12 protein-coding genes and 1 pseudogene are annotated in these 12,708 nt (G+C 66.5%); 6 read left to right on the top strand and 7 right to left on the bottom strand.

Going from position 1 to position 12,708, the window contains the following annotated elements:
- Both ACYVK3_RS02120 and eccE read right to left on the bottom strand, forming a co-directional pair.
- Window positions 1–425, bottom strand: a pseudogene (locus tag ACYVK3_RS02120) (hypothetical protein); the annotation flags it as partial.
- On the bottom strand, window positions 422–1,675 hold the full coding sequence (gene eccE, locus ACYVK3_RS02125; RefSeq protein WP_460495610.1) for a type VII secretion protein EccE: 1,254 nt from the start codon (window positions 1,673–1,675) through the stop codon (window positions 422–424). The pseudogene ACYVK3_RS02120 and the gene eccE, both read right to left, overlap by 4 nt.
- Before the next feature lie 130 nt (window positions 1,676–1,805).
- On the opposite strand from eccE, the gene ACYVK3_RS02130 reads away from it, so the two are divergent.
- Window positions 1,806–3,140, top strand: a complete 1,335-nt coding sequence (locus ACYVK3_RS02130; protein WP_460495611.1) for a S8 family peptidase — start codon at window positions 1,806–1,808, stop codon at window positions 3,138–3,140.
- 67 nt (window positions 3,141–3,207) lie between these two features.
- Here the strand turns inward: ACYVK3_RS02130 and ACYVK3_RS02135 are convergent, their stop codons facing one another.
- Window positions 3,208–3,489: a WXG100 family type VII secretion target gene (locus tag ACYVK3_RS02135; protein ID WP_460495612.1), complete on the bottom strand. Its 282-nt coding sequence runs from the start codon at window positions 3,487–3,489 to the stop codon at window positions 3,208–3,210.
- Window positions 3,490–3,523: 34 nt separating this feature from the next.
- Window positions 3,524–3,832: a WXG100 family type VII secretion target gene (locus ACYVK3_RS02140; protein WP_460495613.1), complete on the bottom strand. Its 309-nt coding sequence runs from the start codon at window positions 3,830–3,832 to the stop codon at window positions 3,524–3,526.
- Between the two features lie 624 nt (window positions 3,833–4,456).
- Here ACYVK3_RS02140 and ACYVK3_RS02145 point away from each other — a divergent pair.
- The 3 genes from ACYVK3_RS02145 (at window position 4,457) to ACYVK3_RS02155 (ending at window position 7,245) form a co-directional block, all read left to right on the top strand.
- Window positions 4,457–4,621: a hypothetical protein gene (locus ACYVK3_RS02145; RefSeq protein ID WP_460495614.1), complete on the top strand. Its 165-nt coding sequence runs from the start codon at window positions 4,457–4,459 to the stop codon at window positions 4,619–4,621.
- Between the two features lie 759 nt (window positions 4,622–5,380).
- Window positions 5,381–5,944 (top strand): hypothetical protein, encoded by a 564-nt coding sequence (locus ACYVK3_RS02150; protein WP_460495615.1) that lies wholly within the window; start codon window positions 5,381–5,383, stop codon window positions 5,942–5,944.
- Between the two features lie 50 nt (window positions 5,945–5,994).
- Window positions 5,995–7,245 (top strand): WXG100 family type VII secretion target, encoded by a 1,251-nt coding sequence (locus tag ACYVK3_RS02155; protein WP_460495616.1) that lies wholly within the window; start codon window positions 5,995–5,997, stop codon window positions 7,243–7,245.
- Window positions 7,246–7,334: 89 nt separating this feature from the next.
- Here the strand turns inward: ACYVK3_RS02155 and ACYVK3_RS02160 are convergent, their stop codons facing one another.
- Complete coding sequence (locus ACYVK3_RS02160) at window positions 7,335–8,765, bottom strand: S8 family serine peptidase (protein ID WP_460495617.1); 1,431 nt, start codon at window positions 8,763–8,765, stop codon at window positions 7,335–7,337.
- 640 nt (window positions 8,766–9,405) lie between these two features.
- On the opposite strand from ACYVK3_RS02160, the gene ACYVK3_RS02165 reads away from it, so the two are divergent.
- Together ACYVK3_RS02165 and ACYVK3_RS02170 are read left to right on the top strand one after the other, a co-directional pair.
- Window positions 9,406–9,540: a hypothetical protein gene (locus ACYVK3_RS02165; protein WP_460495618.1), complete on the top strand. Its 135-nt coding sequence runs from the start codon at window positions 9,406–9,408 to the stop codon at window positions 9,538–9,540.
- Window positions 9,541–9,803: 263 nt separating this feature from the next.
- Complete coding sequence (locus ACYVK3_RS02170; protein WP_460495619.1) at window positions 9,804–10,079, top strand: hypothetical protein; 276 nt, start codon at window positions 9,804–9,806, stop codon at window positions 10,077–10,079.
- A 20-nt stretch (window positions 10,080–10,099) separates the two neighbouring features.
- Here the strand turns inward: ACYVK3_RS02170 and ACYVK3_RS02175 are convergent, their stop codons facing one another.
- A complete protein-coding gene (locus tag ACYVK3_RS02175; RefSeq protein WP_460495620.1) occupies window positions 10,100–11,554 on the bottom strand; it encodes a plasmid pRiA4b ORF-3 family protein in 1,455 nt (484 codons plus the stop codon).
- A 48-nt stretch (window positions 11,555–11,602) separates the two neighbouring features.
- On the bottom strand, window positions 11,603–12,640 hold the full coding sequence (locus ACYVK3_RS02180; RefSeq protein ID WP_460495621.1) for a hypothetical protein: 1,038 nt from the start codon (window positions 12,638–12,640) through the stop codon (window positions 11,603–11,605).
- Window positions 12,641–12,708: the final 68 nt, after the last annotated feature.

Consider the following 12,708-nt stretch of genomic DNA (forward strand, 5'->3'; position numbering starts at 1 on the left):
GGGGTCTGCGGGGTCGCCGGGCGGGGCGGCTGCGCGGCACCCCCTCGGGCAGGCGAAGGCGGTGAGGCGGATCCATGGCGCGCCGGGGAGACCGGCGGCACCGGGGCTTGGGCACCCGTGCCGTAGACGCGCGGGGCGCCGGGCGCCGGCGGGCGCTGCGCCTGCTGCTGGGGCCGCCCCGCGGGGGCGGCGGGCGGCGGCGGAGGCGGGGTGGACGGCCTGCCTTCCGGGCCGCCGCGGCGGGCGACCTTGACGGTGCCGCCCTCATCGTCGTCGACCGGGGTCTGGCGCGCGCTGTCGCGCTGCTCCTCGTCCTCGTCGCCGTCCTGGTGCCGGCCGCCGCGGTAACCGCCGCTTTGGTAGGTGCCGCCCTGGTACGTGCCGCCGCCGTACACGTTGCCGTTGCCGTTGCCTCGGTCGCTCATCGGGGACCTCCTCCGGTCGGGGCGGAAGCGTACGCGGCGGGGCCGTGTTCGCCGTCGAGTCGCTGCAGACGGACACCGAGCTGGTCGGCGACGTTGAGCATCTGGTTCTGCGCGGACTCCCATGACGCCTGGTCGAGCGCCAGGCGGACCACGGCGTCGACGGCGAGCTGGCGGCCGGTGACGCGGCCGTCGGGGTTGACCTTGCCGGACGTGCCGGCGGTGACCACGATGGAGACGGTCACGAACGCGGCGGGCACGCCGGACAGGGAGTCGACGGTGCGGTGCAGGGCCTGGGCGTCGCTGGGCCACTTGGTGATCCGGTAGGCGACGTGGCGCAGGCCGTCGGCGTACCAGTGGCTCCAGTCCTCGGCGGTGCGCTCGCCGGGCACGGGCGCGAAGGCGACGCCGAGCGACTGCTGGACGGCCTCGCGGACGCCTTCGGCGTCGAGGATGCGGTTGGGGACGCCGACGTTGCCGAGCAGCTTGGAGACGCGCTGGGCGGTGGAGGCCAGGGCCTTGTAGACGCCGTCGACCTCGCCACCGCGGTCGGCGGTGGCCTCGCGGGCGTCGCGGGCGCCGAGCCGGACGGCCAGCCACGCCTTGTGGTGGACGACGGCCGGGTAGTCGCCGAGCAGTTCGCGGTAGGAGCGGGCGGCGGCGCTGTTGTCGTAGGCGGCCAGGCCGACCGGCGTGGTGTGGCCGACGAGCTGGACGGCGGTGACGGGCACCGACGTCTCGTCGAAGAGCCGTTCCAGCCGCTCCAGCGGGATCGCCTTGGTGACGCCGTCGCTGGAGCCGATCTCGATGACGGCGAACCAGCCACCGTTGTCGTGGCCGATGCCGACGTTCTCGTCGCGGTCCTCGACGCCGGTGATGCCCAGGTCGGGGGCGATGCGGTGGAGGACCTCGGTGAGCTGCTCGGGGTCGAGCGCGCGGACGCGGCGCTTGAGCCGGGAACGCAGCGGCACGGTCTGGTACCACCAGTAGTCGCCCTTGCGCCAGAACGCGACGATCAAGATGGCCAGCGCGACGCCGCCGCAAGCGGCCTGGACGGGCAGCGAGAACCCCAAGCCCGCCAAGGCGATCGTCAGGGCTACTTCGACCGCGATCAGCTGCGAGACGGTGAGCGGGCCGAGCTTGCCCGACGAGCGCGTCGTGAACACGACCGTCTCGCCCGCGGTCGGCCCGCCCTGCTGCGCCTGCACCGACGCGGTGCCGCGAGCTTGCTGCTGCCCCTGCAACATCGTCATTTTGCGACGTCTCCATCATGAAGGTGAGTGGTCGTACCTATCGTAAGCGGACGAGTCCACCCAGCGGTGACCACCCGAGGCGTGGTGCGGGTGAACGTGCTCGTTGGCGGCCCGACGCTAGACTGTGCGGGTGCGAATCCTCCCGCGTCTTCCTCTCTATACAGCGGTCGCCGCATTGGCGGCGACTTGCACCCTGGTCATGTCCGCGACGCCGGCTTCGGCCCAGGACCTTGAGGACTGGGCCGCGAACCGGGGCGAGAACCTCGATCCCGTCCCGTGCGACGCTCCGGCCGAGGACGGCGCGGGCATCAACGGCAAGCCGTGGAACGTCGACGCCGCCGGCCTGCCGCTGGCGCACGAACACAGCACCGGCGTGAAGCCCGACGGCACCCCTGTCAAGGTCGCGGTCATCGACTCCGGCACTGAGGACGAGCACGCGACCTTCAACGGCAACGTCCTGCCCGGCGCCGACCCGTACGACCCCGGCAGCAGAGCGCAGTGCGACCGGCACGGGCACGGCACGGCGGTCGCCGGCATCATCGCGGGCGGCCACGACGAGCAGGGATTCGTCGGCGTCGCCCCGGAAGCCCAGATCGTCCCGTTCCGCCTCTACCCGACCGGGGAGGAGGGCGGCAACAACGATGAGATCCCCGATCAGATCGCCGACACGATCGACACCGCGGTCGCCGCCGGCGTCGACGTCATCAACATCTCGATCGCGGTGCTCCCGAGCGATGCGCTGGCGCAGGCCGTGGAGGACGCCTGGGACGCGGGTGTCGTCATCGTCGCCGCCACCGGCAACGAGCGGAAGCAGATGGACGACGAGCGGAACGACCCCGATAAACAGGTGTACTACCCGGCGAACTATCCCAAGGTGATCGCGGTCGGAGCGACCGACATCAACGGCGCCCTCTACGCCGAGGAGAACTTCGGCGAGAACATGGACCTGGTGGCGCCGGGCGAGAACCTGACCGTCCCGTCCAACGGCACCGACGGGTACCTCTCGGGCCAGTCCGGCACGAGCTTCGCCGCGCCGCACGTCGCTGGCGCGGTGGCGCTGCTCATCGCGAAGTACCCGGACCTGGCCACGCCGCAGTGGATCACCGATCGGCTCATCGCCACGGCCACGCCTCCGGCGGACGGCTTCAACCAGTACCAGGGCCACGGGCTGCTGAACATCCCGAAGGCGCTGACGGCGTCGATCGACGCGGACGAAGAAGAAGAGGAGCCTTCGGATGCGGCGGTGGTAGAGCCACGGGGCATTCAGCCCTTCCCGCCGGACTACGACCCGCTGGCGAGCGAGAAGACGATCGCGTGGGCGAGCCTGGGCGTCGCGGCCCTGCTCATCACGCTGGTGCTCGTGCTGAAGAAGATCATCCCGAGAGGGCGCCGGCGCGGCTGGCGACCCGGGAGCCGCAGATCCGACAACCTGCCGGCGACCGTGGAAACGGCGGAGACGCCGTAGCGCGGACAGCAAGAAACCCGGGCGATCCCGCGATCGGCCCGGGTTTCCGCTTGGTGCGCGGTAGCGCTTAGCCGAAACGGGCCGCGTTGGCGGCCTCGGTCTCCGCGAAGCGCTCCTTGGCGTTGTTGACAGCGTTGCCCACGCCGATGAGGATCTCGTTGATCTTCGCGAAGGCCTGGTCCCACTGCACCTTGGCCTCCTCGTAGGCGACTTTGTCGTCACCTTCCCAGTCCATGTTGTCGAGCTGGGTACGGAGATCGGTCAAGGTCCCCTCCATCTCGCCCGACTGCGACTGGATCTGGGCGTACGCGGACTCCAGGTCCTCGTAGCTAAGTTGGATACGTCCCATGACGGTTCACCTCTTTCCTTGCTTGGGGGTTTGGTTAAAGCTCGCCCTCGAAGGGGCTGAAGTCGGCGCCGGACTCGGCGTCCTGCTCGGCGGTCGCCGCAGCGCTCGAGTCGAGCTGGTCGGCGATGTCCTGCAGGGCGTCGAGCAGCTTGGCGGCCTGAATGTCCCAAGCCTCCATGACGCGCTGGAACGCACCAGCACCCTGGCCGGTCCAGGCAGCGGCGAGGTCGTCGCAGAGCGCCTTGAGGCTGTCGAGGTTTCCATCGACAGACAGCTTCGCGTTAACGGTGTCGATAGCAGCTTGACGGACTGTTTCTTCGTCCATAGCGATTAGGCCGCTCATCGTCTCACCTCCATGTGATAGAACCGGGGGCCGCGGCACTAGAGGACCTAGGCCGACAGGGGTATCCCAGTGAGTTTTTCATCGATTCGCAGTCACCTTAACCCGTCCGTGCAAACTCACCGGGTTGGCGGTGCGGCTCTCAGTTTACAAGTTCACCGCCCACCGCGTGTATCCCTACATCGTGCCAAGGCCCACAAGCCAGGCGAACACGCCGACATGGCCCCGTACGCCCCTCAATCACCCCCGCGACGCCGACAAGCAGGAGCCGTACGACACGGTCGGCGGCTTCGCGCAGCCGATCCGGCGGCGATCTCCTGGACGTGCGCTCGTGAGGAGTCCGAGACTTCTCTCGCAGGCTGCACTTAGGACCCGCTTCAGCACTACCTGTGGCACGACGACCTCGGTCGCGCGCTGCCGAGCCCTCGATCAAGACGGAACCAGCCGCACCTTGATTCACTGGATGCTTCCTCCGCGCTCTCTGCGGACCCGCCCCGAGCTCCCTGCGCGGGCCGGGCGAGCCGCTCAGGGAGTGGCTCATCCTGCGCGAACACTGCCGCCAGCCAAAAATCGTTGTTTGTGCCAATTTTGACACTTTGCACGAACTTCATGCCTACGATCGAGGGCATGTGGACAGTTCTCTGGATTTTGATCGTTGTCTGGGCGGTACTGGCGATCGTTGGTTTCGCCCTTGAGGGCCTGCTCTGGCTGGCCATCATCGGCATCGTGCTCTTCATCGGCACCATCGTCTTCGGGTTCATCAGACGAGCGGCAGGCCGTAAATCAGTCTGACGCGCCGATCCGGCCGCGACGGTTCGACCATCGGCCGGTTATCCAACCTCGCCGGCAGGGCCAACGCCCAGGCCGGCGAGGTGACCGAGTGCGCCCGCGAGCCCAAGTTCCTCACCAGGCGAACCGCTGCTTCAGGAGGAGGAGGCGGCGGCGGCTGTGCCGCGCCAAGCGGGCGACATCGAGGACCGTGACGGTGATGCCCCGCCTTGAGTGCTCCGGTCGGCCGAGTGACGGCAGGGGCTCCGCCTGAGCAGCGTCGAAGTCTGGGAGCGGGGCGCCTGGTCGAGTGAACCATCGGCGAAGGCTCGATGAATTTCTGTCGGGCCGTAGTGAACCCTACCGCTGACAGCGACCATGGAGGGTCTCCTTCCAATGGTTGCCGGGCGACCCGACGACTTTGATTGATACTCGGCTGACGGCGGCTCGCCTTCAATGCGAACCGGGCTTGAAAAGACGCGCACTACGCGTATCAAGCAGCGACACGCCGACTGTCCGGAAACGTCCGGAGAACGTGAGCGGAGTCCCACAGGCGTCTAGATCCGGATGTCGATCCTCGATGGAGTGCCTCCGCCTAGGCTTGCTCGCCTCTGGCGCGACATCCCCTGTTCGTGCCATGACCTTCGACCAGGTCTGCCCAGCTTGCGCCTTCTAGCTATGCTGGATCCAGCAAGCAATGGGCGGGTGGCCGTGCCCGGCAAGCGTGCCACCCGGCCTTCACCGCGTTAGCCCCCTGACCGAACTTCCTTGAGGTGAAATTCGATGGCACACATCGTAGGCGACAATGGAGAGCGGATCTACGTCGTCCAGGATGACTCCGCCGATGGGTACTCGCTGTACTCCTCGGTAGAGGGCAAACTCATTCTCGTTGACGAGGACGCGGTCAGCAACCTCAGCACGAAACTCGCCGGCATCCAGACCGAGCTCGATGACACCCGCCAGTTGGTGACCGGTGGGGACCTGACCCGGATCCGAAGTGCCACCTTCGCGTTCATGCCGCAGATCCAGTTCGAGCAGGTGGACGCCTTGAACCTCAAGCTCGGCGGCTTCGACGACGCGCTCGAGCTTCAGGAGGCTTACCGGGAGAACTTCTACAAGGGCAAGGCCCAGCAGATCGAGCGCATTCACCACGGCTACGCGACCGGGGAACAGGTCAGCCGGGACATCATGACCAACTATCTCGACGAGGACGGCAACGTCGAGGCCGACGTGACCCAGGTGGGCTCCGGGTTCGAGTCCAGTGGTGGGATCACTGAATCTGATGTGAATGAAGCCGACGACCTGCCCGCGGGCCAGGGCGACGACGGCGACAATCCCCAGACCTAGACCGGCTACGACAAGATTTTCAGCCTGAGCCCCAAGGAAGGAGTCCGGTTATGGCTGGTAAAGGCTTCGATTACTACCGCAACTCGTACACTCATGAGCAGCTCTGGGAGATGCTCGTCACTCAAGGTGACGCATGGAGCGTCGAGCAGGCAGGAAGTGTCTGGACGACCGCGAAGGGCGGTCTCGAATCCGCTCGCGACCAACTCGATGCCAGCATGCTCGAAACAGTCGACTACTGGCAAGGCCCCGCATCTGAAGAGTTTCAGCGCCGCATGCGCCTCGTCTACGAATACAGTCAGACGGCTGAAGAAGACATGATGCAGGCCGCGGAGCAGACGATTCCCGGTATCGCCCAGGACCTGGTCGATGCCCAGAGCAAGGCACAGAATCAGGACCTGTCGCCCGCGAGCGAACTCGAATACGAGGATTGGCTCGAAGAGGTCAAACAGGTCAAGCCGGAAGATCCGGATTACCTCGAGAAGCAAGAGCAGTACCGCACCGAGTACGAGCAGTACAAAACCGATCGGCATGATGCCATTGCGAAGATTGTGGCCGACCTCGGAGATCGGTACTCCGAACACAAGTCGATCCTCGAAGACCCGCCTGCACCTCCGCCCAGCGACATGCCAGGCAATTCGACCTACCAACCTCCGACTGGTGGAGTTTTCGGAAACGACGGAATGAACTCTGCCAGCTCCATGTCAGGCGCTCCCGGCATCGGCTCGGAGTCCGGGCCCGGCTCCGGAATCGGTGACGGAACTGGCTCCGGTGGCGGAATCGAGAACTCGGACTTGGACGACCTTGATCCTGTCGACGGCTGGGAACCCGGTTCGTATGACGACCTCGACTCCGACATCAGCGGCGGTCTGGCTGGCGGCGGGCCCCTCGCTCCTGTCGGTGGTGGCGGCTTTAGCGGTGGTGGCGGTGGCTTCACCGCCACCGGCGGTGGCTTCACGAGCGCCGGAACCGGCTTGTTCGGCCCTGCAGCGGGAGGCGGCTCAGGCTCCACCTCAAGCCGCGGGCCCGGAACCAACAGCCCTGCACGGAGTGGCGCAGCCAAGTCGACCACCGGACCTTCGAACACACGCGGCTCTGGTAGTGGCGGGCGTGGTGGCACGAACCCAACCAGTGGCCGTGGCGCTGGGCGCGGTATGGGCCGCGGCATGGGTCCGAATGGCGGCACCCGATCCGGTTACCACGACGATGATGAGGAAGAAGAGACGACGCGCGAGACCTGGCTGAAGGAAGACGACATGAACTGGAGCGCGAACCGCACTCCGGAGGAAGAAGTCGACGACTGACAGCTGGAGTTCGACAGAATGGGTGAGGGCGAACGATCAAGATCGTTCGCCCTCACCCATTCTGCTCTTGGCTTCTGGAAGAAGCGCTCCTAGCGCCGCTGATTCGGGTCGCCAGCTTGCCAAGGAGGACTCGGCTCTCCAGTATTTGGAGGCGGGCTGTAATTCGGTTGGCCTCCTGTCGGCGGACCACCGTATTGGCTCCCCGGCGTCGGAGCCGCACCATACTGCGGCCGATGCGGCTCCTGCGGTGCATAACCACTCCGAAACTGTTCGCCCCCCGGCACGAAAGCACCCGGCGAATCAGAGGTCGATGGTACTGACTTTCGACTGCGACCTCGGAGTACCAACCAAACCACGACCGCTGCACCCAGCAACACCGTAGCAGCCGCGACAATGATCACGGTGGAAATGCCGGTTCCAGATTTCTCAGCTGCGGCAGCTGACGGTCCCCCGCCTTCGGGCTCTCCTTCGGTTGCCCCAGCATTCTCATCGCCAGAATCCGCTCCGCTGGCTCCGGGCCCTCCTAGGGGGTAGCCGAGCGGGTTCTCGTCCACGGTCTCGATGCCCTCAGCGTTCACGGCTTGATCAGCGTTGACCACTCCGTACCCGAATACCTCAGTACGGTTATCACCACCGCCATCACCAGAGGTCTGGATCAATCGATTGACGGCATTGTTTCCATCCATATCGGAGTCGGACGCCAACATGAGAGCCACGGTTCCGCCCACGAGCCCAGTCGCTAGCGAGGTTCCTCGGCTGGTCTCATAGAGTTCTTGCTCCGGGTCATCACCCCATCCGAGAGACTCCTCCTGAAGCTTGGGGACCGTCATTTCGGATGCAGGAGCAGCAACTACCACTTCAGGCCCTGTAGTGCTCTCAGACCATGAATTGCCGGATTGATCCGTACCCGAGACTGCCACCACACCGGGAATGGACGCTGGATATGGAATCTCTCCGTCCGGCTCATTACCCGCAGCCGCGACGACGACAGTCCCGCTGTCGAGCGCATATTGGATCGCTTCGGTGAACTCTGGCCTAGGTTCACCGCCGAAGACGCCCCAGGACATCACCATTACGTCCGCACCATTGTCAACGGCCCATCGGATCGCTTCAACTTCGGTTTCGCCTCCAACGCCACCAGTGAGACCTTGGGTGGAAAGATCCGCGCCGGTACCATCGCGAACTGGGAGAATAGTCGCCGCAGGCGCCACGCTCAGAACCATGGCAGCGACTGCCGTCCCGTGCCCGTCCTGATCATTCCAAGCATCCTCTTCCTCTGAGAAGATCGAGTACCCGCGCTCGACACTCTTGTCCTCAAAGTAGGGATGTTCTGACATCCCCGTATCCACGACCGCCACCGTCACATCCTCGCCCTGAGTGGTTTCCCAAGCTCCATCAGCCTGGATTTGATCAGTGACCCACGTATTCGCGGTCGCCAGTTCGTCGTCTTGGGCAAGTGCGGCGGTCGGGGTGGCCGCGATGGCGCCGGCCAGCGCGAGCGTACCGATTCCTGCACCCACGGCGGTCCTCGCGCGGCTTGGAAGCTCGGTCAGACCTGGTCTGCGCTTGCGGAGTGTGGGATCGAGAGGTGTCGCCATGGGGATGGCCCCTTCCGTAGGTGAACCGATACAGCGCTGTCCGCTCTGTCCCACAAGATACCGGACCAGGCTCGGCCAGATAATCCCCAGCCAGCGGTCGTCAAGCGTTGGACCGGGGATTCAACTGCCGTTCAGCACTGCGACCGACCGTGGCGCGGGCTGAATCGGCCACACCGGACAACACGCCAGAGATGTGCCTGTTCTGAGGAGGATCCGGACTGCTAGCTTGTGTGCCGACCTCAGCACTACCGATAGGAATCAAGTGGTCACCCCACCGGTCTCCGTCCGCGGTTTGTCGCGCACATGTCCTCGCTCGGCCGATGTCGATCCCGTTGAGGGGACTTCGTAAGGTCCGGCGCTGACGTCTTCACCATGGAGCCCGATCAGTTCATCGGGCCGTGGATGCACTCTTCGGCGTTGAGGCGGAAGTCGAACGTGCCGGCGCTGCGCTGGCCGACGAGTGCGAGTCGGCGCGATGATCCTGTCATCGAGTCATACCGCCGTGGGCTCTGCCCTGGGGATCGCATCGTCTTGGTGGTGTGATCAGCGCGCTCTCGGATTCATGAGCCTGATCGGCAATCGCGGCGAGTACCTGGCCGTCTGTGCCGAGCAGGCGGTCGAGATCGACGACTACAACAACGCGACTTCGCCCGCTATCCCGGCCGTGATTCGGCCCAGGCTTCCGCCCGACTGGTAAGGGGCCGCAGTGAGCATCATCGGTTGGCAGTACGTGCGCGAATCTGATTTCGGTGTGCTGGAGTCGATTGCGCTCTCCTGGGCCTCGTACGTCGAGTCGATGGTGGACGGGCAGAGGCGCTCACCGGCACGATCGTCAAAGCGACGCTTGCAGAAGCGCATACGGACCTCACCGCGGCACAGACCGATCTCGACGACCTGTTGGTTTCCATCGAGGTCGGCAAGTAGTCGATTGTCGGTCCACCTGATGGCTATAGCGTTGTCGTGTCCGAGGATCTGGCCGCCGACATCGGCGGTTTCGACGTGTCGGCATCGCTCATGAGCCGGGCGGGTGTCACCGAGGCCCATCTCGCATCGGAATGGTGCTTCGAGAGCATTGGGCCTCGCTGGAATACGAGGCCTACCTTGATGACATTCCGCCGTCAGGAGGCATTGCTCCGGGCAGTGAGCGGGACCTGCCCCGAGGGGATTCCCGCGGAGCGGCTTTCCCCCGGCGCGATCGAGCCGTTCGCTTCGGGCTCTGCCGGCTCCTCGGGTTAGCCCCTGGCGTCCGGACTCTGTCACTCGGGAATGGTCGGGGTCCTCAGGCGAGCGTTGATGTTGCTGGGATCGAAGGGCTCCAGGTCCCCCTCGACGAATTCGTCGATCAGCTGGCGGTGGTCGGGGTGCGCCGGGTCCGCCAGGGCCTCTCGCAGGTGCTGCCAGGCCTCCATGCCTCCGGCCTCCTCCGGCGGGGCCGCTTCGGCGCCCGCGATGCAGCGAGGGTAGGCCTTGTCGTCCTCCGGGTCGTGCACCGCCTCGACGGTGATCGTGTGGTCCCAGTTGTCGGCGAAGTCGTACATGTAGGTGATGGCGTCCTCGGGCTCGCTCAGCACCTGCTCGATCGCGACATCGGCCTCGTTCTCGCAGGTGAGCGCCGCGTCCGCGCCGAACTCGCCGAACGGGGTGACGAAGCAGTGAGCGTGGCTTCCGGTCCAGGCGAAGGCGGCCTGGAGGATGTCGTGCAGCTCGGCCAGAGCGGTGTCGGCGGGGACTTCCAGGCGACGCCAGATCGGGGGGTCGGATCGGTCCAGGTCCACCCTGAGTTGGAAGATCCGGCTCGCCCGGCTCGACCGTTTCGGCGGCAGCGGCAACGCCTGGAAATCGAGCTCGGTGATCACCGTGTCGGCTTTCGCTCGGGCCGGGATGTGGCCGCCGTGTCCGGGCTGCTCGCCCACCAGGCCGGCCTCGTTGAGCCTTCGCCCCAGGAGGATGATCCGGCCGGGCAGCAGATCCGCCTCCAGGTCGTCCTCGGGTCCGTCGTCGTCCTCCTCGGCCCAGTGGTCGAGGGTCGCCCCGATCGCCCCGTCGAGGAAGACCCGCGCCTGCTCCTCGTCGAGGTCCTCGGCGATGGTCGGGATGTCGTCGAGCAGTTCGCCCGCTTCGACGCGTTCGACCAGGTCGTGGACGTGGCCTGGCGGGACGGGGTCGAGCATCGTGATCGCGCCGCAGTCGGTGTAGTCGACGCCGACGAGGAAGCCGTGCTCCTCGTTCGAACGGCGGAACAGCGCCAGCAGCCAGGCCTCCATCCGGTCGCCCGGGACCGTGATCTTCGTGAAGCGGGTCGGTTCGACCGGCAGGTGGAGCGCGTCGGCCCAGACCGGGTCGGCCACGCCCGCCGCGCCGAGCACGGCGTCGGCCTGACGGGCCAGGCTCGCCAGGTTCGGGTCGGGGCCCAGGCCCATGAAGACCAGCAGGGCTCGCGCACTGGTGTCGCCCTGGAGTGCGACGTCCTCCACCAGGCGGAGCGCCGCCCGCTCGGAGTCGAGCTGTTCGAGGCCGGCGAGGAGCCCGAGGATCGCGCCTCCCGCGAGTTCGGCCTCGAACGGGTCGGTCACCGCGGCCAGATCGTCGCCGATCGCCGCCATGTGCGGGCGCATCATCGCTACCAGCTCGTCGATCTCGCCCGCGTCGTGCCTCGCGGCGGCCCGCTGGTCGATACGCTCGCTGCGTCTTCGCTCACGTCGCCTGCTCATGACCCCATGCTGTCACTTCGGCGGGACCGTGGGAACCCCTCAGCCGTTCTAGTCCTCTTCGGTGCAGGGCAGTCCTTTGATCGTGTCCGCCTCGGGCATGACGCCGCCTTGGGCCTCCAGGCATTGGACGTGGGCGTCGACCCGTTCCAGGCAGCCGCTCTGGACCTCCAGCGCCGCGTCGTCGCCGAGGTTCAGGAACAGCGTCAGCTGGTCGCTTCTGCGGGCCGTCATCGTGGTGTGGTCCTCGTAGGTCGTGCCGTCGTGCAGGATCTCGTGGTCATCGCCGCTCCAGCTCTCGCGCACCGCGTCGGTGAACGCCGCCTCGGTGGTCGCGAAGTCGGCCAGCTCGTAGACGATCCAGTACCGGTAGGTCCGCAGGCCCGCCTCGGTCCGGTAGCCGCACGGCGTGACCTCGACGGTGCGGCTGACGAAGCCGGGGAAGCCTTCGAGGCTCACCGCGCTGCCGGTCACGGCCTCCTCCATGCGCGGCCAGACGTCCGATTCGTCGTACTCCCCCACCGGCGGGCCGGTCTCGGTGGACGCCTCCACCCATTCGCCCATCGAGAACGTCACGCTCACCGCCAGGATCGACCCCATGGCCCAGCAGAGGCTATCGGCGGCCACGAGCCTCTGCACGGGACGCGGTTCGGCCCGGTGGAGCCAGCGTTTCGACTTGTCGGTCATCGCGAGCGCCAGCGCGGCGAACGCTACGGGGCCGATGAACAGCGCGAAGATCACTCCCGCAGCGATCGACCGGCCGGGGTCGACGGGCGTCAAAAGGAGGATCTGCTGGACCGAGACCAGGACCCCGGCGGTGACGAGGTACAGCTGCGACCGCCTGCCGCCCCTGCCGAGCCAGACGATCGCCAGCAGGTTCACCGGGATCGTCGGCGCGAGCACCAGGAGGTACGACAGGCCGCGCTCGAACAGGTTCGTCTCGACTCCGCCGCCGACCCAGGCGTAGCCCTGCAGCGCGCGCCAGACCCACAGCCACAGGGCCACGACCATGGCGGTCTGCACGAGCAGCGCCGTTCGGAGGATCTGGACGCGTTTGGGTGGCCTGGTCTTCGGGCTCGGGGTGCCCATCGGTCTCCTGCAGGTGGGGGTCGGGCATGGGGATGGCCGCCGACGCAGCGCGGTCGGCGGCCATTCGG

The sequence above is a fragment of the Glycomyces tarimensis genome (assembly GCF_054776215.1).

Bases quoted from the DNA above. Each gene is read 5' to 3' on its own strand.
- ACYVK3_RS02150 (WP_460495615.1), top strand. From the start codon at position 5,381: ATGGCACACATCGTAGGCGACAATGGAGAGCGGATCTACGTCGTCCAG.
- ACYVK3_RS02155 (WP_460495616.1), top strand. From the start codon at position 5,995: ATGGCTGGTAAAGGCTTCGATTACTACCGCAACTCGTACACTCATGAG.
- ACYVK3_RS02165 (WP_460495618.1), top strand. From the start codon at position 9,406: ATGAGCCTGATCGGCAATCGCGGCGAGTACCTGGCCGTCTGTGCCGAG.
- ACYVK3_RS02175 (WP_460495620.1), bottom strand. From the start codon at position 11,554: ATGAGCAGGCGACGTGAGCGAAGACGCAGCGAGCGTATCGACCAGCGG.
- ACYVK3_RS02140 (WP_460495613.1), bottom strand. From the start codon at position 3,832: ATGAGCGGCCTAATCGCTATGGACGAAGAAACAGTCCGTCAAGCTGCT.
- ACYVK3_RS02135 (WP_460495612.1), bottom strand. From the start codon at position 3,489: ATGGGACGTATCCAACTTAGCTACGAGGACCTGGAGTCCGCGTACGCC.
- eccE (WP_460495610.1), bottom strand. From the start codon at position 1,675: ATGACGATGTTGCAGGGGCAGCAGCAAGCTCGCGGCACCGCGTCGGTG.
- ACYVK3_RS02145 (WP_460495614.1), top strand. From the start codon at position 4,457: ATGTGGACAGTTCTCTGGATTTTGATCGTTGTCTGGGCGGTACTGGCG.
- ACYVK3_RS02180 (WP_460495621.1), bottom strand. From the start codon at position 12,640: ATGGGCACCCCGAGCCCGAAGACCAGGCCACCCAAACGCGTCCAGATC.